Raw genomic sequence first — 18,714 nt, 5'->3', positions numbered from 1 at the left:
TTGGTATGTATCGCATCTTTCCGGACGGTTGATCCTGGTCACGGCTCCAGGACCACCTTTCCAAGGGTGGCGCGGGTCTCCAGGGCCCGGTGGGCCCCGGCCGCCGCGGCCAGCGGGAAACGGGTCACGGCCGGGGTGAGGCGACCCGCGCCGGCTTCGGCGAGAGCCCTCAGCTCCAGCGTGCGGACGGGGTCGGGACCGCCCGCCGCGCGCAGCATCACGGGGCCGAGGACCTGCTCGGACACCCCCTCCACGAGCAGTGGCCCGCCGCTCTGGATGCCCTCGCCGGACCAGCCGAAGACGAGGTGCTTCCCGCCGGGGCCGAGGAGGCCGACGGCGGCGCGGGCGACATCACCGCCGACGCCGTCGAAGACGACGGTGACCGGCTTCCCGTCCAGATGGGCGCGGACCCGGTCCGGCCAGCCGCCGTCCTTGTAGTCGACGGCCAGGTCGGCGCCGTTCTCGTGGACGCGGGCCACCTTCTCCGGGCCGCCCGCGAGACCGATCACGGTGGCACCCATGTGCCGGGCGTACTGCACGAGCAGGGTGCCGATGCCGCCCGCGGCGGCGGGGATCAGGGCCACGGAGCCGGGACCCAGCTCGGCGAACTGGAGGATCCCCGTCGTCGTGCGGCCCGTGCCGATCATGGCGACGGCCTGGGCGAAGTCCAGGTTCTCCGGGATCGCGTGCAGGCGGTCCGCGTCGGTGACGGCCAGTTCGGCGTAGCCCCCGGGGACGAACCCGAGGTGGGCGACGACGCGTCTGCCGAGCCAGTGGCCTTCGACGCCCGCGCCGAGGGACTCGACGGTGCCGGCGACCTCACGGCCGGGGATCGTGGGCAGCGGGGTGGGGGCCGGTGCCGGGCCCCGGGCACCCGCGCGCAGGGCGGCGTCCAGGAGGTGGACACCGGCCGCGGCCACGGCGATACGGACCTGCCCCGGGCCCGGTTCGGGATCCTCGGTCTTCTCGTAGGTGAGGTTCTCGGCCGGGCCGAAGGTGTGCAGGCGGACGGCGTGCATGACGGTCTCCCTCGCTGACGTGCTGAGGCGGGCTGGAGCGCTCGGTACGTGCTGGAGCGCTCGGTGCGGTGCGGCTCAGCGTTCAGCCTCAAGCGCGCTTGAGGTCAAGGCGCGGGTGCGGGGTGTGCGTGGCCGCAGGCACGGGTCGGGGGCGTTGTCAGTGGCGGAGTGCACGATGGGGGGCATGGTGCGAAAAGCGGCGGGCAGGGCGAGTGGGCGGGGCCAGGGGGCGCGGCGGCCGGAGGTGCGGCTGCCGTCACTGGAACCCCACGACGGCTCCGAGCTGGAGCCGGACGGGGACTATGACGGGCTGGAGTTCCGGGAGGCGGACTTCGTCGGGCAGGACGGCGGAGGAGCGACCTTCATGGACTGCGCCCTGACGGGGTGCGCGCTGGACGAGACGCGACTGCACCACGCGCGGCTGCTGGACTCGGTCCTGACGGGCATACGGGGCGTGGGCACCGATCTCGCCGAGTCGACCTGGCGCGACGTCGAGTTGGTGGACGCCCGCCTGGGCGGGGTGCAGCTGCACGGGGCGGTGCTGGAGCGGGTCCTGATCCGCGGCGGCAAGATCGACTATCTGAACCTGCGCAAGGCCCGGCTCAAGGACGTCGTCTTCGAGGGATGCGTGCTGGTCGAGCCGGATTTCGGGGCCGCCAGGCTGGAGCGCGTGGAGTTCGTGGACTGCGTCCTGAAGGGGGCGGACCTCACCGCGGCCACCCTGACGGACGTGGACCTGCGCCACGCGGCGGAGCTGGACATCGCGCGGGGCGTGGACCGGCTGGCGGGGGCGGTGATCAGCCCGAGCCAGTTGCTCGACCTGGCGCCCGTGTTCGCCGCGGCGCTGGGGGTGCGGGTGGACGGGGGGCCGGGACCAGGAGCGTGATGAGCCGGGGCCGAGTGGGGGTACGGGGGTCTCAGCCCACTCGGGGGAAGCGGGCCTGGAGGGTCCAGATCGCCGGGTTCTCGGCGAGGTCGTCGTGCAGGTCCGTGAGGTCGGCGATCAGGTCGTGCAGGAAGTCGCGGGCCTCGCGGCGCAGTGCGGAGTGGGAGAAGGTCAGCGGCTCCTCGTCGCGCGGCATCCAGTCGGCCTCGATGTCCACCCAGCCGAAGCGCCGCTCGAAGAGCATGCGGTCCGTCGACTCGGTGAAGTCGAGCTCCGCGTGCTGGGGGCGCGAGGCCCGGCTGCCGCGCGGGTCCCGGTCGAGCTGCTCCACGATGTCGCACAGGGCCCACGCGAAGTCGAGCACCGGTACCCATCCCCAGGCCGTGGACAGCTCCCGGTCCGCCTTGGTGTCGGCGAGATAGACGTCACCGCAGAACAGGTCGTGCCGCAGCGCGTGGACGTCCGCGCGGCGGTAGTCGGTCTGCGGGGGGTCGGGGAAGCGGTTGGAGAGGGCGTAGCCGATGTCGAGCACGTAGGTGATGGTGTCATGGGCCCGGGTGGGGTTGCCGGGGCCTCGTAGGATCGCTGGTGTGCCCCGATCTTCCGTCGCCGGCCGCTTTGCTCCGGCCCTCGCTCTCGCGCTCACCCTCACGGCGTGCGGCGGCGGTGGTGTGCACGGCAAGCCCGGTGCCACCGGAGTCCGGGATCCGTACTTCCCGAAGCTGGGCAACGGTGGCTACGACGTCACGCACTACGCCCTGACCCTCTCCTACGACCCCAAGGCGCACCATCTCGACGGCATCGCCGAGATCACCGCCCGGGCCACCCAGAACCTCAGCGCCTTCGACCTGGACCTGAAGGGTCTGGACGTCGCCGCCGTCACCGTCGAGGGCAAGGAGGCGCGCTGGAACCGGGCGGGCCAGGAGCTGACCGTGCGCCCGCACGACGATCTCGACAAGGGCGAGACGTTTCGCGCGACGGTCCGCTACTCGGGCACCCCCGAGACGCTCACCGACACGGACGGCTCGCAGGAGGGCTGGCTGCCCACCGCCGACGGCGCTCTCGCCCTCGGTGAACCCACCGGCTCGATGGCGTGGTTCCCCGGCAACCACCACCCGTCCGACAAGGCGACGTACGACATAGCCGTCACCGTCCCGAAGGACCTGCAGGCGGTCTCCAACGGAGAGTTGACGAGCGAGACGACGGCGGCCGACGGCCGCAGAACCTTCACCTGGCACACCGCCGAACCGATGGCGAGCTATGTCGCCACGGTCGCGATCGGCCGGTACGTCATCACGCGCTCGACGACGAAGAACGGCCTGCCCGTGTACGTGGCGGTGGACCCGACGCAGACCGCGGCCGCGAAGAAGGTGCTGTCCGAGATCCCCGAGATCATGGACTGGGAGGCGTACAACTTCGGCCCGTACCCCTTCTCCTCGACGGGCGCGATCGTGGACGGCGGCGACGACGCGGGCTACGCCCTGGAGACCCAGACCCGCCCCGTCTTCCCCGGTGCCCCGGACACCGGCACCCTCGTCCACGAACTGGCCCACCAGTGGTACGGCGACTCCGTCACGCCCAAGTCCTGGCAGGACATGTGGCTCAACGAGGGCTTCGCCACGTACGCGGAGTGGCTGTACCAGGAGGACCACGACGGCGAGACCGCCGACGAGATCTTCAACTCCCTCTACCGGGGCGACTACTACGACACCCCCGAGAAGAACAAGGCGATCTGGGCCTTCCCGCCCGCCAAGCCCTCCAGCGCGGCCCACATCTCCGACGCGCCCGTCTACGAGCGCGGCGCGATGGTCCTGCACAAGATCCGCCGGACCGTCGGCGACGACACGTTCTACGACATCATCCAGGGCTGGGCCGCCACCCACCGCCACGGCAACGCGTCCACGGCCGACTTCACGGCCTACGTCGAGAAGAAGGCCCCGGACAAGGACTTCAGCGGCATCTGGAAGGACTGGCTGTACGGGGAGGGCAAGCCGCCCCGGGCGTGACTCAGGTCCTTCCGTTCAGCGCTTTGCGCAGTACCGCGCAGGGGCGACCCAGCCGGCGGTCCTTGCGGTGACCGATCGTCTCGTAGCCGAGGGTGGTCCAGAAGGCGAGGCCTTGGGAGTTGTTGTCGAGGACGGCGAGGCGGGTGGCGTCCCGGCCGGTGCGGCGGAACCGCTCCTCGACGAGCGCCGCGAGCTGACGCCCGTACCCCTTCCGCCGCTCCCGCGCGTCCACGATCAGCAGTCCGATCCACGGATCCGGATCGGTGGGGTCGGGGTGGTGCGCGAGGGTGATCGCGACCCCGACGAGTCGCCCCGCGCTTCGTGCGAGCAGCACCTCGGCCCCCGGATGTGCCATCTCCTCGGTGAGCGTCGCCGCGACCTGCTCCGGCCGGATGTCGTGGGCGTCGGGGAAGTCCCCGCTGAGGGAGAAGAACTCGTGCTGGGAGGCGTAGAGGGAAGTGAGTTCGGTGAGGACGGCGACGGGGATGTCGTGGCCGGGCACGAGCGCTTCGAGAATCACCCGGTGCAGGCTAAGCGCTCCGCTGGAAGTGCGGGGAGGTGCCGTCGATCGTCTGCGGCTCCATCGTGGCCGGTCGCGCAGTTCCCCGCGCCCCTTCAGGGCGCCGCCGAACCGCAGCGGACTTCGCCCGACCCGCTTGGCCAATCGGTCCCGTGGTCACGGGGTGCAGGCCGGTCGCTCGGTTCCGTGCCCGGTGGTGGTCGGGCACGTGGGGACGAGCGGGGACGGTCAGGTCTCGTCAACGGTGGACGGGGGACGGGGGACGCCGAAGCCGTGCGCGGAGAGGTCGAACCAGTTGCCCTCCGGGTCCATGGCCCGGTACTCGGCGAAGGGGCGGTTGGCGAAGCGTGCGGCGGGCTTGTCCGCGCCCGCTTCGACCAGGGCCGCCGAGGTGGCTTCCTATGCGGACAGGGAGCGGGGCGCGGGCGGTGGGAACGCGAGGAGCCCCTGGCCCGGTGTCCCGGGTCAGGGGCTCCTTCAACCGCCTTGTACGGATCAGACGTTGACGCCGAAGTCCTGGGCGATGCCCACGAGGCCCGAGGCGTAGCCCTGGCCGACCGCGCGGAACTTCCACTCCGCGCCGTTGCGGTACAGCTCGCCGAAGACCATGGCGGTCTCGGTGGCGGCGTCCTCGCTCAGGTCGTAGCGAGCGATCTCGGCGCCGCCGGCCTGGTTGATGATGCGGATGTAGGCGTTGCGGACCTGGCCGAAGTTCTGCGAGCGGTTCTCCGCGTCGTAGATGGAGACCGGGAAGACGATCTTGTCGACGTCGGCGGGGAGGCCCGCCAGGTTGACGTTGATCGCCTCGTCGTCGCCCGCGCCCTCGCCCGTGCGGTTGTCGCCGGTGTGGACGATGGTCTGGTCCGGGGTCTGCTTGTTGTTGAAGAAGACGAAGTGACCGTCGGAGTAGACCTTGCCCTGGGTGTTGACCGCGATGGCCGAGGCGTCGAGGTCGAAGTCGGTGCCCGTGGTGGTGCGGACGTCCCAGCCGAGGCCCACGGTGACGGCGGTCAGGCCCGGAGCCTCCTTGGTGAGCGAGACGTTGCCACCCTTGGACAGGCTTACAGCCATTGTTGGGAGTCCCTTCCCTCGTTGCGTACGTGCGCTGTGCCCGTACGTATGGGCTTCGTACGGGCACGAAGCTACAGCTACCACTAAGAACGCCAAGAGGGGTGTCGAAGGTTCCTGCCCTCTTTACTTTCTTTACCCTCTTGGCGGACACGCGGCGGCGAAAACGGGGTGACGTGGACCGGACATCCACGCGACCATGGACCCATGCCTGGTCCTTACGTCATCCGCGGCTCCGTCTCCCTCCCCGAGGCCGAGCTCCTGTGGCGTTTCTCGCGCTCCAGCGGGCCCGGCGGACAGCACGTCAACACCAGTGACTCGCAGGTCGAGCTGAGGTTCGACCTTGCGAAGACCGAGGCGCTGCCCCCGGTCTGGAAGGAGCGCGCCCTCGCCAAGCTCGCCGGGCGGCTCGTCGACGGCGTCATCGGCGTCCGCGCGTCCGAGCACCGGTCGCAGTGGCGCAACCGGGAGACCGCGGCCGTGCGGCTCGCCTCTCTGCTCGCCGAGGCCACCGCGCCACCGCCCAAGCCCCGCCGGGCCACTCGCATCCCCCGGGGGATCAACGAGCGGCGGCTGCGCGAGAAGAAGCAGCGCTCCGACACCAAGCGGGGCCGCTCCGGACGCGACTGGGGTTAGCAGCACCCGCGGCACCCCGCGGCACCCCGCGGCACCCACGGCACCCGCGTGTCTTCCGTGGGCGTGTCGGCCACTGCGCGGGTCTGAGGTGACAGGCCTTTGTGCCGAGTTGTCGCTAATCTCATGGAATGGACGGATACGAGGACAGGGCGCACCTCGAGTGGTGGGCCAATCGATCGACCTGCCTGGCGCGGATCCCCGTCCGGTTGCGGCAGGCCGCCGTGCCCGACGCCCGTGCGTGGGACGCCGTCGTCTCCGCGCCGCTGGACAGTGGTGCGCGTGAGGACATGCAGTTCCTGATCGAGGCCAGTCCGTACTTCACCCTCCGCTTCGCGGACGATTCCGTGAACGAGGTCGAAGTGGAGCGCTCCGGGGACGGCAGCCGACTGCGACTGAGCGCCGTCCCGGAGACGTGACGTCACATCAGCAGGCCGCGGTACGTCAATGCGATGACGGGCACGTCCGTGCCGGACCGCGGCGGCGACCAGGAGATGTGACGTATGAGCGACAGCGAATTTCCCGGAGAGAACGGGAATGACGACAAGAATGCGAAGAACGCGAACGCGAAGAAGGCCGACAACGCGAAGGACGGCGCGAACGCGAACGAATTTCTCGCCGCGCGATTCGAATCCCACCGCGGTCACCTCCGCGCTGTCGCCTATCGCATGCTCGGCTCCCTCTCGGAGGCCGACGACGCCGTCCAGGAGGCCTGGCTCAAGCTCAGCCGCGTCGACGCCGACCGGGTCGACAACCTCGGCGGCTGGCTGACGACCGTCGTCGGCCGGGTCTGTCTCGACATGCTGCGCTCCCGCCGAAGTCGCGGTGAGGAGCCGCTCGGCCCCCTGGCGGAGGGGCCCGGTGTCCGGATGCCGGAGCCGGTGCTCAGCCCCGTCTCGGGCATCGACCCCGAACAGGAGGTGCTGCTCGCCGACTCGGTGGGCCTCGCCCTGTTGGTCGTACTGGAGACGCTGACGCCCGCCGAACGGCTCGCCTTCGTGCTGCACGACCTGTTCGCGGTGCCCTTCGAGGAGATAGCGCCCCTCGTGGGCCGTACGTCGGCGGCGTCCCGTCAGCTCGCCAGCCGGGCCCGGCGCAGGGTCCAGGGCGGGGCGCCCGTGCCCGATCCCGACCTGGCGCGGCAGCGGGCGGTCGTGGACGCGTTCCTCGCGGCGGCGCGGGAGGGCGACTTCGACGCGCTCGTCGCCGTGCTCGACCCGGACGTGGTGGCGCGGAGCGAGGGCGGAGTGACGGCCGGTGCCCTCGCCGTGGCCTCGGGAGCGAGCGGGTACGCGCACCTGGCCCGGATCGCGCGGCCCGCGCTCGTCAACGGCGCGGCGGGTGTGGTCGTGGTCGTGGAGGGACGCCCCGTCGGTGTCCTCGCCTTCACGGTCGTGCAGGGCAGGATCGCCGTCATCGACATCCTCAACGACCCGGAGCGGCTGGCCGGGCTGGACGTCACCGTCCTCGACCGGTAGCCCCGGCCCTCGAAGAAAGGGCGTCAGCCCAACTGCCGGTAGCGCCCCTTGAAGTACAGCAGCGGTCCGCCGTCCCCGCTCGGTACCGACGCGGTCAGTACCCGCCCGATGACGAGGGTGTGGTCACCGGCGGCGACCCGCTGCTCGGTGCGGCACTCCAGGGTCGCCAGGGCGCCGCCGACCAGGAGTGCCCCGGACGCCTCGCCACGGACGTACGGGATGTCCTCGAAGAGCAGGCGGTCGCTGATGCGGCCCTTCATGGCGAAGCGGCCCGCGATGTGGCGCTGGCTCTCGGAGAGCACGGAGACGGCCCACAGGGGCTGTTCGTCGAGCAGGTCGTCCATGCGGGAGCCCTCGCGCAGGCTGACCATGACCAGTGGCGGGTCCAGGGAGACGGACAGGAAGGCCGTCGCCGTCATGCCGACGTCCTCGCCGCCGGGGCCTTCCGGGTCCAGCGCGGGCTCGTGTGCGGCCACCAGGACCACACCCGCGGCCAGCCGGGTCATGGCGGCACGGAACTCGTCGTTGCTCACCCCCTCAGCATGCACGGAGGGGGTGAGTGGAGCGGCAGAGGGAGTGTTCAGCACGCCGAAACGCTAGTCTCCGACCCCGGGGAGCCACATCGGACCTCGGTCCGAGCCGGGTCCTAAGTCTGGTCCTAAGCCGGGTCTAGGTCTCGGGACGGACACAACTGCGCACAGTGTCTACACAGCGTCCAAATAAGCGTTCAGTAAACACACGGGGAAATACAGAAACCCCACTCAATTGCTCATCTTCCGCTGTGACTTGAGTCACAGGAGCCATATTTTGTTGACCCTGTGTACCGAGTGGGCAGCGCGCTGTGATTCAGTGGCGTGGAAGCTATGCACGAAGCTACCAAGTAGTACGCGAGAGAACCGTAAGAGAACCAGGTACGCCGAAGACAACCCTGGAGTTGCTGCGAGGTCTCGAGGGGAGGGCGAATGGAGACCGAGTCGGAGCCCTATGTCCGTCTTGCGACCCTGCGGCAGCTCCATCAGGTGATGGCGGACATGAACACCGCGCGGAGCCTGGCGGACACGCTGCAGACCGTCGCCGACGGCGTGGTCACGGGCCTCGGCTACGAGCTGGCGTGTGTCAATCTCGTACGCCCCGACGGCGACCTCGTGGTCGCCGCGCTCGCCGGCAACTCCGCCGCCGAAGCGTTGATCACCGGCCGGGTCGGCTCCCGCGCCTCCTGGGACCGCCGGCTGAACATGGGCGAGGCCTGGGGTGATCTGCGCTTCATTCCGCACACCGAGGGCTGGGTCCTCGACGACGACGACGTACCGCAGTGGTACACCGACGGGCCCGCGCCGCGCTTCGAGGACGAGTGGCACCCCTCCGACCGCCTCTTCGCGCCCATGTACACCCCGGGAATCTCCGGCGCCAGCTGCGGTGAGCTGATCGGCGTCCTGTCCGTGGACCGGCCGCGCAATGGGCGGCGCCCCGGCGCGTGGGGACGCGAGGCGCTCCAGATGTACGCCTTCCAGGCCGCCATCGCCATCAGCAACGCGCGTCTACGAGCCAATATGCAGCGCGCCCTGGTCCGCCTCGAGCGGGAGCAGCAGGCCCTGCGCGCCAGCGAGGAGAGCTTCCGGCAGGCCTTCGAGTACGCCCCCTCGGGCATGGCCATCGCCGAGATGGGCGGCGACCAGCACGGCCGCATCCTGCGCACCAACGACGCCCTGTGCCGCCTCCTGGGCCGGCCCGCCTCCGCGATGCGCCGCTACTCCTTCTCCGACCTCGTGCACCCCGAGGACATCGGCACCCTGCTCCGGACGTCCGCCGAGGGCGGGCGCGCCGAGCTCAGACTCGGCCGCCGCGACGGCACCTATGTCTGGGTCTCGCTGCGCAACTCCGTGGTCGCGGACGCCGCCGACGGCCCCCGCTTCCTGCTCACGCACGTCGAGGACATAGAGGAACGCAAGCGCCGCGAGCTCCAGCTCGCCCACCGCGCCTCGCACGACTCGCTCACCGGCCTGCCGAACTCGGCCGAGCTGCGCTCCCGCCTCGGCTCCCGCCTCTGCCGGCGCCCCGGGGCCCTTCAGCCGGGCACGGTCGAGTCGCTGGACGCGGCATATGGGCACGGTCCGTTCGCGGACCAGGCGGCCGAGCACAACTCCTACGACAACCACCTCGGCGGCGGCGCGGGCGCCGCGGGCAACGGGAGCGGGCACGGGTTCGACCTCGGGCAGGGCTTCGACGCGTACGAAGCCTTCGACCATCATGTGCACACCATCGCGCCCGAGGGTGAGACGGACGACGGCACCAAGGGGCTCGCGGTGCTCTTCTGCGACCTCGACGGCTTCAAGTCGATCAACGACCGCTTCGGGCACAACGCGGGCGACGCGGTGCTCATCGAGGTCGCCAGACGCCTGACCAACGGTGTCCGGGACGGCGATACGGTGGCCAGGCTCGGCGGCGACGAGTTCGTGGTGCTCGCCGACGGGCTCGGCCGGGCCGACGCCGCTGACCTCGCCGTACGGCTGCGGAACGCGATCATCCCGCCGATCCGTGTGGACGGCCGGGCCGTCCGGGTGGGCGCCAGCTTCGGCATCGGGTGGGCACACTGTGGCATGACGGCGGACGAGGTCTTGAAATCCGCTGACGAACGGATGTACGTCGAGAAACGGTCTCGTCCCAAACAGCATCGGCGTGCCGGATAAGTCACAGGTCAGTGGGTTGATGCGGTGAAGCCAACCCGTTTGGCCCCCCGGGAGCGGGTAGGCTCGCCATTCATCCATGTACCGCATCTGAACCGCACCTGTTGAGGAGACCAAGGGATGACGCCCGGCAACAACGGCGCGAGCACGCCCGAGGACGACGACCCGTTCGGCTATCTGTACGCCGACGGTCAGGCCAACGGCGCCACTCCGCCCAGCGGAGGCGGCGGCTACGGCTACCCCGGCTCGGTCAACCGGGTGCGGGCGGTCGGCGAACGCCAGTACGGACAGCAGCAGCCCGGTTACGGCCAGCAGGCTCCGACCGCGCAGTACGGCCAGCAGGCCGCTCCGACCGCACCGTACGGCCAGGTGCCGCAGCAGGGCGCCTACGGCCAGCCGAACGCGCACTACGCGGCGCCCGAGACGGTCACCGGCGGGGCCCCGACCGGCCGGCAGTCGTCGGGAGGCGGCGGCGGTCGTGGCCGCGGACCGAACACCAAGGGTCTGCTGATCGGCGCCATCGCCGTGGTCGCCGCCGTCGTCATCGGCATCGGCGTCGCCATGATGAACGGCAACGGGAACGACAGCAGCAAGGTCACGGCGGGCGGCTCGACCCCGGCGGCCTCCGAGAGCGCCTCCCCGAGCGCGTCGGCCTCTCAGCCGGCGGCCGCCGGTGAGCTTCCGACGATCGACGCGAAGGCGCTGAACCTGGGGACGGGCGTCTCGACGGCGTCGGACGTCGCGGGTGCCAAGTCCGACGGCGGCACGTACGTGACCGGCCTCAACGCTGCCGGAGCCCAGGTCACCTGGACCGTCAACGGCATCCCCAAGGATGGTGCGTACACCCTCTTCGCCCGCTACAGCGCGGCCGGTGCCGACGGATCCATGACGCTCACCGTCAACGGCAAGGTCTTCGGCTCCAAGCTGCGCATGGACAACTTCGCGCACGCCGCCGACGGTGACTTCGCGAAGGGCTGGACGAAGACCTACGCGTATCCCACCCTCACCAAGGGCACCAACACGATCACCATCTCCTGCGGGGACGGCGACAGCTGCAACGTCCTCCTCGACCAGCTGTCGCTGAAGGAAGGCCAGGTCAAGTCGTAGTCGCCGGAGCCACGGCGGTCAGGCCGCCGTCGCGTCCGCCGTCACCGTGATCTGGTCGAGCAGGGTGTCGTACGCCTGGCGGTCGAACTCGCCCGCCACAGGGGCCAGTACGGTCGCCGTGGCGAGGGCGACGGCGCGGGCCAGGCGGTCGGGCCAGGGAAGGTGGTCCACCAGGCCGGACAGCAGGCCCGCGACCGCCGAGTCACCCGCGCCGGTCGGATTGCCGTGGACACGGCGCGGTGGGGTGGCGCGCCAGAGGCCGTCCGGGGTGTGGGCGAACAGGCCCTGAGCCCCCAGTGAGGCCACGACGGCATGCGCGCCGCGCCTGCGGGCGTCCCGGGTCGCCTGCAACGGCTCATGGGAGCCGGTGAGTTCGGCCAGCTCGTCGGCGTTCGGCTTGACGATGTCGGGACGGGCGGCGACGCCCCGGCGCAGGGGTTCGCCGCTGGTGTCCAGGAGGACCGGGACGGCCGCCGCACGAGCCGCGCGGATCAGCCCCGCGTACGCGCCCACCGGCACCCCCGGCGGCAGGCTGCCGCACAGGGCCACCGCCGACGCGGAGCGCAGCAGCACCTCGTAGGCCTCCTGGAAGGCCGCCCACTCGGCAGGGGCGATCTCCGGTCCCGGTTCGTTGAGCTGAGTCGAGTCACCCGTCGTCGTGTCGACCACGGCTATCGTGCGGCGCGTCGTCCCCACGACCGGGATCAGCGCGTCCACCACCCCGGGTGTGTCCGCGAGTTGGTCCCGCAGGGCGCGGCCCGTCACGCCGCCCGCGAAGCCCGTGACCGTCACCTCGTGGCCGAGGGCGGCGAGCACCCGGGCCACGTTCAGGCCCTTGCCGCCGGGGCGTTCGGTCACCTCGGTCACCCGGTGCGCGGTGTGCGGGCGCAGGGACCGTACGCGATAGGTGATGTCGAGAGCGGTGTTCGGTGTGACCGTGAGGATCACCTGGACCGACCTCCCCCGATGAATGCGCTGATCGACAGTGACGAGTTCCGGAGAATCCGGAGGCTCGATCATGCCAAAGACAACGGCGGTCGGCCCAGTCCCGGGACGACCGCCGTACGTCACATCGCGCTCCAACCGGAGGGCGAATCAGCCCAGTTGTGGGTCAACCGCCCATTCGCCCCGGCGCATCACGCCCTTGAGGGCGAACTCCGTGTCCAGGACCACCAGGTCGGCGTCCTTGCCCGGTTCCAGCGAGCCCACCCTGTCGTACAGGCCGAGCAGGCGGGCCGGGTTGGCGGACAGGGCCGCGACGACGTCCTCGACCGGCAGCCGGTCGACGGTCATCGCCCGCTGGAAGGCGCGGTCGAGGGTGAGCGTGGAGCCCGCGATCGAGCCGCCCTCCACCAGCCGGGCGACCCCCTCGCTGACCTCGACCTCCAGCGGGCCGAGCCGGTAGCGGCCGTCGCCGAAGCCCGCCGCGTCCATGGCGTCCGTGATGAACGCCACCCGGTCCGCGCCCGCGTGATGGAACGCCAGCTGGAGCGCGGCGGGGTGGAGGTGGGTGCCGTCGTTGATCAGCTCGACGGTGATCCGCTCGTCCTCCAGGAGGGCGGCGATCGGGCCGGGCGTGCGGTGTCCGAGCGTGGGCATGGCGTTGAACAGGTGCGTGGCGACGGTCGCGCCCGCGTCGATGGCCTCCACCGTCTGCTCGTACGTCGCGTCCGTGTGCCCGATCGCCGCGATCACCCCGTGCTCGGCCAGCAGGCGTACGGAGTCGATGCCGCCCGGCAGTTCGGTGGCGAGGGTGACCATGCTGGCCCGGCCGCGCGCCGCGTCGATCAGCTTGCGGACCTCGGCCGGGTCCGGGTCGCGCAGCAGTTCCTCGGAGTGCGCGCCTTTGCGGCACGGCGAGATGAACGGGCCCTCGAAGTGGATGCCCGCGATGTCGCCCTGCTCGGCCAGCTCGGAGAGCAGCCCGGCGCGCTGGGCGAGGCCGTCCATGTCGCCGGTCACGGTCGAGGCGACGAGGGTGGTGGTGCCGTGCAGCCGGTGGGTGCGGACACCCTGGAGGACGTCCTCGACGGTCCCGGAGGTGAAGGAGGCACCGCCGCCGCCGTGGTTGTGGAGGTCCACGAAGCCGGGGACGAGCCAGTGGCCCGACAGGTCCAGTGTGCGCGCCGACGAGGGCGCGCTGCCGGCGATGCGTGTGCCGTCGACGATCACACGACCGTCGTCGACGACTCCGGTGGGCAGTACCACCCTGGCACCGGCGAGAACCGTTCTAGGGGCCATCAGGTGGTTACCTCCGAAGTCGGTCGGGAAGCGGTGCTCGGCTGATTCAGCAGGTCCCAGGCCAGCAGGCCCGCGCCCAGGCAGCCGGCGGTGTCCCCGAGGGCCGCGGGGACGAGGGAGGGCAGTTTCTGGAAGGTGACGCGCCGCTCGACGGCGGCCCGTAGCGGTGTGAACAAGGTTTCCCCGGCCTCGGCGAGACCGCCACCGATGATCAGCGTGCGCGGATCCAGCAGGGTGAGCGCGGTGACGAGCCCGTCGGCGAGTGCGTCGATGGCGTCCTGCCAGACCTGCCGCGCCCGCGCGTCCCCGGACTCGACGGCCTTCGCGCAGTCGGCGGCGTCGGCCGCCGGGTCCCCGCAGGCCTCGGCCCAGGCCTGGCTGACGGCGGCGGCGGACGCGTACCGCTCCAGGCAGCCGTGCTGCCCGCACGGACACGGGGTCCCGCCGGGGCGTACGACGACATGGCCGATCTCGCCCGCGAAACCGTGCGCGCCCGCCTCGACGCCGCCGTCGATGCCGATCGCGCCCGCGATGCCGGTGCCGAGCGGGACGAACAGGAAACGGTCGGCGCCCTGTCCCGCGCCGATCCGGCCCTCCGCGAGCCCGCCGGTGCGCACGTCGTGTCCGAGCGCCACCGGCACCCCGCCCAGCCGGTCGCCGAGCAGCCGGCGCATCGGGACGTCGCGCCAGCCCAGGTTGGCCGAGTACACCGCCACGCCCCGGCCGGCGTCGACGATGCCGGGGACGGCGACTCCGGCGGCCGCCGCGGGCTCGCCGAGGTGGTGCTCGCCGTACGCGCGCAGCTCGGCCGCGAAGTCGAGGATCGCGTCGACCACGGCGTCCGGACCGCGCTGGCGGCCGGTGGCGCGACGGGCCTGGTGGAGGAGCTCGCCCTCCGACCCGACCAGGGCGGCCTTCATCCCGGTGCCGCCCACATCGAGGGCGATGACATGTCTCACGGGGACAGTGTCGCCCCTTACCCCAGGAGAGGTCTAGTCCACTCGCGTGGTGTAGACCTTGTATCCGCATTCCGAGACGGATGCAACGGACGCAGAAGCAAAGACGGGCAGCCTCGGGACAGGGGCGGCCGGGGGTTGGGAGAAGTGCGGTGCAGGCGCGTAGGACAGGACGTAGGACGGTACTGATCGCGGCGGCGTCCGCGCTGGGCATGACGGCGACCCTCGCGGGCTGCGGCGGCTCGGCCGGTTCCGGGGACGTGACCCTCAGACTCGTGGCCGCCGACTACGGGGACTCCAAGGCCAACAGCTCCCAGAAGTACTGGGACGAGCTCGTGAAGGCGTACGAGGCCGGCCACCCCGGGACCAAGGTCGAGGTCACCGTCTACCCGTGGACGGACGTCGACCGCAAGGTCAAGGAGATGGTGGCGCGGGGCGACGCCCCCGACATGGCGCAGATCGGCGCGTACGCCGACTACGCCGACAAGGGCGACCTGTACAGGGCCGAAGAGGTGCTCTCCATACCCGTCCAGGCCGACTTCGTCGCCCAGCTCACCGATGCGGGGAAGATGAACCGGGTGCAGTACGGCATGCCGTTCGCCGCCTCCACCCGGCTGCTCTTCTACAACAAGAAGCTGTTCTCCGCCGCGGGTCTCAGCGCGCCGACGACGTGGAGCGAGCTCGCCGCCGACGCGCGGGCCCTGAAGGCCCGGGGAGTGAAGATCCCGTACGCGCTGCCCCTCGGTCCCGAGGAGGCGCAGGCCGAGACCATGCAGTGGCTGCTGAGCGGCGGCGACGGCTACACCGACGACGTCGGCACCTACAGCCTCGACTCCGCCCAGAACGTCGCCACCCTCAACTGGCTCAAGGACGACCTGGTCGGCAAGGGGCTGACCGGACCGGTCGCGCCCGCGAAGCTCAATCGTGCGGACGCCTTCGCGGCGTTCGCGCGCGGCGAGGTCGGGATGCTCAACGGGCACCCCACGCTGATGAAGACGGCCGCCGACAAGGGCGTGAAGTTCGGGATGGTGCCGATGCCCGGCGTCAGCGGGAAGACCCGGGCCACGATGGGTGTCGCCGACTGGATGATGGCCTTCAAGAAGAACGGCCACCGGGATCAGATCGGTACGTTCCTCGACTACGTCTACAGCGAGAAGAACGTGCTCGCCTTCTCGCACAAGTACGACCTGCTGCCGGTCACGACGTCCGCGTCCGAGGCGATGGCGGCGGACAGCGACGACGCGGACCTCGCCCCGTTCCTGGACGAGCTCCCCTCCTCCCAGCTCTATCCGGTGGGCAAGACGTCCTGGGCCGCTGTCAGCGCCGACATCAAGAAGCAGATCGGCAAGGCGGTCTCCCCGGACGGCAGCCCGGCCGGGATCCTTGGCTCGCTCCAGCAGACAGCGACCACGATGGACTCCGCGGGGTAGCCGCGCTGTCGGTGGTGGGCGCTACGGTGCGGTCATGGACGAACTGAGCGGGAGGGAGCGGGGGATCCTCGCCATGGAGCGCCGTTCCTTCGCGGGGCCCGGCGCGAAGGAAAGAGCGATACGCGAGCAACTCGGCCTCGCCCCCGTCCGCTACTACCAGCTCCTCAACGCCCTCCTCGACGACCCCCGCGCCCTCGCCCACGACCCGATCACGGTCAACCGCCTCCGCCGCATCCGGGACACCCGCCGCGCGGAACGCTGACACCGCCCGGTGTGACTCGGTGAGCCGTGGGTGCGCCCGGGGGCACGCGGATAGGGTCGGAGCATGGGCAGCCACTCGGAAGACCCGGAATCCCCGGACGTCACGGAACCCTTGCCGACACCCGTGACCCCCGCCGGACGCGACGGCCTCGACGCCATCCTCACCCGGCCCGACCGGGCCGTCATCGCGCTCGACTTCGACGGAACACTCGCCCCCATCGTCGCCGACCCGGAGCAGGCCCGCGCCCACCCCGACGCGGTTCCCGCCCTCGCGGCCCTCGCCCCGAGGGTCGCCTCCGTCGCCGTCGTCACCGGCCGCCCGGCCGGCGTGGCGGTCCGCCACGGCGGCTTCGCCGGCGTACCGGGCCTGGACCACCTGGTCGTCCTCGGCCACTACGGCGCCGAACGCTGGGACGCCCGCACCGGCACCGTCAACGCCCCCGCCCCGCACCCCGGCGTCGCCGCCGTCCGCGCCGAGCTGCCCGGGGTCCTCGACGGGATCGGCGCCTGGCACGGCACCTGGATCGAGGAGAAGGGCCGCGCGGTCGCGGTCCACACCCGCCGCGCCGAGGACCCCCTGGCCGCGTTCGAGGCACTGCGCGAACCCCTCGCCGACCTCGCCACCCGCCACGGCCTGATCGTCGAACCCGGTCGGATGGTCCTCGAACTCCGTCCCCCGGGCATGGACAAGGGCGTCGCCCTCCTGGAATACGTCCGCGAGGTCCACGCCGAGGCCGTCATGTACGCCGGCGACGACCTGGGCGACCTCCCCGCCTTCGCCGCCGTCGACAAACTCCGCTCGGACGGCGTCCCGGGCCTGCTGGTGTGCAGCGGCAGCACGGAAGTCACCGAACTGGCCGAACGGGCGGATCTCGTGGTCGACGGCCCCGCGGGAGTCGTACGCCTGCTGAGAGCGTTGGCGGCGCACTAGCGCCCCGTAGGGGCGCGAGGAACTGCGCGACCGGCCCCCACGACCCGGGGCCGGCAAACTCCCTACTCAGCCCTCCAACTCCCGCAACTGCTCAAGAAACCACTGCGCCGGAGGCAACGCCGTCCCGGCGGCAGCCAACCGCTTCGTACGTTCCGCCCGCTCCCCCACCGGCATGGTCAGCGCCGCGTCCAGCGCCCGCGCGGTGCCGACCACGTCGTACGGGTTCACCACCACCGCGTCCTCGCCCAGCTCCTCGTACGCCCCCGCCTCCCGGGAGAGCACCAGCACGCACCCCTCGTCGGAGACGACCGGCACCTCCTTGGCGACGAGGTTCATGCCGTCGCGGATGGGGTTGACGAGGGCGACGTCGGCGAGCCGGTAGGCGGCCAGGGAGCGGGCGAAGTCGTCCTTGACGTGGAGGACGACCGGGGTCCAACCCGGGGTCCCGTACTGGGAGTTGATCTGGGTCGCCACCCGCTGGACCTCGGCCGTGTAGTCGCGGTAGACGGCCAGGTCCTGACGGGAGGGGTAGGCGAAGGCCACATGGACGACGCGCTCGCGCCACTCCGGGTGGTCCTCCAGCAGTTGCCGGTACGCCAGCAGGCCCCGCACGATGTTCTTCGACAGCTCGGTCCGGTCGACCCGCACGATCGTCCTGCGGCCCTCGCCGATCTGCTCGCGCAGCGCGGCCATCCGGTCCGCGACGTCCGCCTCGTGCGAGCGCCTGCGCAGGAAGTCCGCGTCCGCGCCGAGCCCGTGCACGCCGATCCGGGTGTCGCCGAGCCCGCCGACGAGCGCGTCGCAGCAGGCGGTGAACGCGTCCGCCCAGCGCTGGGTGAGAAAGCCGAGCCGGTCCGCGCCGAGCATGCCGCGCAGCACCTGTTCGGCGATGTCGTCGGGCAGCATCCGGAAGTAGTCGACCGGCGCCCAGGGAGTGTGCGAGAAGTGGCCGATCCGCAGGTCGGGGCGGAGTTCGCGGAGCATCCCGGGGACGAGGGTCAGGTGGTAGTCCTGGACGATCACCACCGCGCCCCGCGCGGCCTCCGCGGCCAGTGCTTCGGCGAACGCGCGGTTGTACGCCTCGTACGACGCCCACTGGCGCCGGAACTCCGCGTCGAAGACCGGCTCCAGCGGGGTCTGGTACAGCATGTGGTGGACGAACCACAGCACGGAGTTGGCGATGCCGTTGTACGCGTCCGCGTGCACGTCGGCGTCGATGTCCAGCATCCGTACGCCGTCCTCGGCGACCCCGCGCCGGACCGCCTCGCGGTCGCCGTCGCCGAGCGCCGAGCACACCCACAGGGCCCCCGCGTCCGGCCCGATCGCGGAGAGGCCCGAGACCAGCCCGCCGCCACCGCGCCTGGCGCGCAGCGAGCCGTCCTCCTGGACCTCGTAGGTGACCGGGCCGCGGTTGGAGGCGACGAGGATGTTGTGGGCGCCTTGCGTTGAAGCCATGCCTCGAAACTTAGCCCCGGGTGGAAACGCTCAAACGTT

19 protein-coding genes are annotated in these 18,714 nt (G+C 71.3%); 10 read left to right on the top strand and 9 right to left on the bottom strand.

The genetic code is table 11. From position 1 onward, the window contains the following. Positions 1–38: 38 nt before the first annotated feature. A complete protein-coding gene (locus ACZ7M2_RS20375; protein WP_471596417.1) occupies positions 39–1,019 on the bottom strand; it encodes a zinc-binding dehydrogenase in 981 nt (326 codons plus the stop codon). A gap of 184 nt (positions 1,020–1,203) precedes the next feature. On the opposite strand from ACZ7M2_RS20375, the gene ACZ7M2_RS20370 reads away from it, so the two are divergent. Then, positions 1,204–1,905 (top strand): pentapeptide repeat-containing protein, encoded by a 702-nt coding sequence (locus ACZ7M2_RS20370; protein ID WP_471596416.1) that lies wholly within the window; start codon positions 1,204–1,206, stop codon positions 1,903–1,905. Positions 1,906–1,936: 31 nt separating this feature from the next. Here ACZ7M2_RS20370 and ACZ7M2_RS20365 read toward each other — a convergent pair whose 3' ends face one another. After that, the gene (locus tag ACZ7M2_RS20365; protein WP_054232473.1) at positions 1,937–2,437 is read right to left on the bottom strand and encodes a hypothetical protein; all 501 of its coding nucleotides are present in this window, start codon (positions 2,435–2,437) and stop codon (positions 1,937–1,939) included. Positions 2,438–2,495: 58 nt separating this feature from the next. On the opposite strand from ACZ7M2_RS20365, the gene ACZ7M2_RS20360 reads away from it, so the two are divergent. Beyond that, positions 2,496–3,911 (top strand): M1 family metallopeptidase, encoded by a 1,416-nt coding sequence (locus ACZ7M2_RS20360; protein WP_471596415.1) that lies wholly within the window; start codon positions 2,496–2,498, stop codon positions 3,909–3,911. 1 nt (position 3,912) lies between these two features. Here the strand turns inward: ACZ7M2_RS20360 and ACZ7M2_RS20355 are convergent, their stop codons facing one another. Continuing rightward, complete coding sequence (locus ACZ7M2_RS20355) at positions 3,913–4,431, bottom strand: GNAT family N-acetyltransferase (protein WP_471596414.1); 519 nt, start codon at positions 4,429–4,431, stop codon at positions 3,913–3,915. Between the two features lie 495 nt (positions 4,432–4,926). After that, on the bottom strand, positions 4,927–5,502 hold the full coding sequence (locus ACZ7M2_RS20350) for a TerD family protein (RefSeq protein ID WP_054235130.1): 576 nt from the start codon (positions 5,500–5,502) through the stop codon (positions 4,927–4,929). A 204-nt stretch (positions 5,503–5,706) separates the two neighbouring features. On the opposite strand from ACZ7M2_RS20350, the gene arfB reads away from it, so the two are divergent. The 3 genes from arfB to ACZ7M2_RS20335 all read left to right on the top strand — a co-directional run bounded on the left by arfB (position 5,707) and on the right by ACZ7M2_RS20335 (position 7,610). After that, positions 5,707–6,135 carry an alternative ribosome rescue aminoacyl-tRNA hydrolase ArfB gene (gene arfB / locus ACZ7M2_RS20345; RefSeq protein ID WP_054235131.1) on the top strand — a complete coding sequence of 143 codons (429 nt, stop codon included), beginning with the start codon at positions 5,707–5,709 and terminating at the stop codon, positions 6,133–6,135. A gap of 128 nt (positions 6,136–6,263) precedes the next feature. Further along, positions 6,264–6,551 (top strand): hypothetical protein, encoded by a 288-nt coding sequence (locus ACZ7M2_RS20340; RefSeq protein ID WP_067371743.1) that lies wholly within the window; start codon positions 6,264–6,266, stop codon positions 6,549–6,551. Positions 6,552–6,635: 84 nt separating this feature from the next. Continuing rightward, a complete protein-coding gene (locus ACZ7M2_RS20335) occupies positions 6,636–7,610 on the top strand; it encodes a sigma-70 family RNA polymerase sigma factor (protein ID WP_471596413.1) in 975 nt (324 codons plus the stop codon). A gap of 23 nt (positions 7,611–7,633) precedes the next feature. Here the strand turns inward: ACZ7M2_RS20335 and ACZ7M2_RS20330 are convergent, their stop codons facing one another. Next, complete coding sequence (locus ACZ7M2_RS20330; RefSeq protein WP_471596412.1) at positions 7,634–8,143, bottom strand: flavin reductase family protein; 510 nt, start codon at positions 8,141–8,143, stop codon at positions 7,634–7,636. Positions 8,144–8,572: 429 nt separating this feature from the next. Here ACZ7M2_RS20330 and cdgB point away from each other — a divergent pair, with 429 nt between their 5' ends. Both cdgB and ACZ7M2_RS20320 read left to right on the top strand, forming a co-directional pair. Continuing rightward, positions 8,573–10,297 carry a diguanylate cyclase CdgB gene (cdgB, locus tag ACZ7M2_RS20325; RefSeq protein ID WP_352044067.1) on the top strand — a complete coding sequence of 575 codons (1,725 nt, stop codon included), beginning with the start codon at positions 8,573–8,575 and terminating at the stop codon, positions 10,295–10,297. Between the two features lie 117 nt (positions 10,298–10,414). Beyond that, positions 10,415–11,401, top strand: coding sequence for a carbohydrate-binding protein (locus tag ACZ7M2_RS20320; RefSeq protein WP_471596411.1), 987 nt, complete (start codon positions 10,415–10,417; stop codon positions 11,399–11,401). 18 nt (positions 11,402–11,419) lie between these two features. Here the strand turns inward: ACZ7M2_RS20320 and ACZ7M2_RS20315 are convergent, their stop codons facing one another. The 3 genes from ACZ7M2_RS20315 to ACZ7M2_RS20305 all read right to left on the bottom strand — a co-directional run bounded on the left by ACZ7M2_RS20315 (position 11,420) and on the right by ACZ7M2_RS20305 (position 14,601). Beyond that, on the bottom strand, positions 11,420–12,349 hold the full coding sequence (locus ACZ7M2_RS20315; protein WP_352044069.1) for a 1-phosphofructokinase family hexose kinase: 930 nt from the start codon (positions 12,347–12,349) through the stop codon (positions 11,420–11,422). A gap of 147 nt (positions 12,350–12,496) precedes the next feature. Continuing rightward, entirely contained in the window at positions 12,497–13,642 is a 1,146-nt protein-coding gene (gene nagA / locus ACZ7M2_RS20310; protein ID WP_471596410.1) for an N-acetylglucosamine-6-phosphate deacetylase, read from the bottom strand. After that, on the bottom strand, positions 13,642–14,601 hold the full coding sequence (locus ACZ7M2_RS20305; RefSeq protein ID WP_471596409.1) for an ROK family protein: 960 nt from the start codon (positions 14,599–14,601) through the stop codon (positions 13,642–13,644). The genes nagA and ACZ7M2_RS20305 overlap by 1 nt, the downstream gene beginning before the upstream one ends. 149 nt (positions 14,602–14,750) lie before the next feature. Here ACZ7M2_RS20305 and ACZ7M2_RS20300 point away from each other — a divergent pair, with 149 nt between their 5' ends. The 3 genes from ACZ7M2_RS20300 (at position 14,751) to otsB (ending at position 17,220) form a co-directional block, all read left to right on the top strand. Next, complete coding sequence (locus tag ACZ7M2_RS20300) at positions 14,751–16,028, top strand: ABC transporter substrate-binding protein (protein ID WP_471596408.1); 1,278 nt, start codon at positions 14,751–14,753, stop codon at positions 16,026–16,028. 34 nt (positions 16,029–16,062) lie between these two features. Next, positions 16,063–16,290 carry a DUF3263 domain-containing protein gene (locus ACZ7M2_RS20295; protein WP_067371767.1) on the top strand — a complete coding sequence of 76 codons (228 nt, stop codon included), beginning with the start codon at positions 16,063–16,065 and terminating at the stop codon, positions 16,288–16,290. 63 nt (positions 16,291–16,353) lie between these two features. Then, a complete protein-coding gene (otsB, locus tag ACZ7M2_RS20290; protein WP_471596407.1) occupies positions 16,354–17,220 on the top strand; it encodes a trehalose-phosphatase in 867 nt (288 codons plus the stop codon). A gap of 66 nt (positions 17,221–17,286) precedes the next feature. On the opposite strand, the gene ACZ7M2_RS20285 is transcribed toward otsB, so the two are convergent. Next, on the bottom strand, positions 17,287–18,675 hold the full coding sequence (locus ACZ7M2_RS20285; RefSeq protein WP_471596406.1) for an alpha,alpha-trehalose-phosphate synthase (UDP-forming): 1,389 nt from the start codon (positions 18,673–18,675) through the stop codon (positions 17,287–17,289). Positions 18,676–18,714: the final 39 nt, after the last annotated feature.

It is taken from the genome of Streptomyces sp. NPDC111507 (assembly GCF_055638955.1).
The sequence above is the reverse complement of the archived record's forward strand: the minus strand, read 5'-3'. Positions and strand labels throughout refer to the sequence as shown.

Bases quoted from the DNA above. Each gene is read 5' to 3' on its own strand.
- ACZ7M2_RS20295 (WP_067371767.1), top strand. From the start codon at position 16,063: ATGGACGAACTGAGCGGGAGGGAGCGGGGGATCCTCGCCATGGAGCGC.
- ACZ7M2_RS20370 (WP_471596416.1), top strand. From the start codon at position 1,204: ATGGTGCGAAAAGCGGCGGGCAGGGCGAGTGGGCGGGGCCAGGGGGCG.
- otsB (WP_471596407.1), top strand. From the start codon at position 16,354: ATGGGCAGCCACTCGGAAGACCCGGAATCCCCGGACGTCACGGAACCC.
- ACZ7M2_RS20320 (WP_471596411.1), top strand. From the start codon at position 10,415: ATGACGCCCGGCAACAACGGCGCGAGCACGCCCGAGGACGACGACCCG.
- ACZ7M2_RS20375 (WP_471596417.1), bottom strand. From the start codon at position 1,019: ATGCACGCCGTCCGCCTGCACACCTTCGGCCCGGCCGAGAACCTCACC.
- nagA (WP_471596410.1), bottom strand. From the start codon at position 13,642: ATGGCCCCTAGAACGGTTCTCGCCGGTGCCAGGGTGGTACTGCCCACC.
- ACZ7M2_RS20335 (WP_471596413.1), top strand. From the start codon at position 6,636: ATGAGCGACAGCGAATTTCCCGGAGAGAACGGGAATGACGACAAGAAT.
- ACZ7M2_RS20340 (WP_067371743.1), top strand. From the start codon at position 6,264: ATGGACGGATACGAGGACAGGGCGCACCTCGAGTGGTGGGCCAATCGA.
- arfB (WP_054235131.1), top strand. From the start codon at position 5,707: ATGCCTGGTCCTTACGTCATCCGCGGCTCCGTCTCCCTCCCCGAGGCC.
- ACZ7M2_RS20350 (WP_054235130.1), bottom strand. From the start codon at position 5,502: ATGGCTGTAAGCCTGTCCAAGGGTGGCAACGTCTCGCTCACCAAGGAG.
- ACZ7M2_RS20285 (WP_471596406.1), bottom strand. From the start codon at position 18,675: ATGGCTTCAACGCAAGGCGCCCACAACATCCTCGTCGCCTCCAACCGC.
- cdgB (WP_352044067.1), top strand. From the start codon at position 8,573: ATGGAGACCGAGTCGGAGCCCTATGTCCGTCTTGCGACCCTGCGGCAG.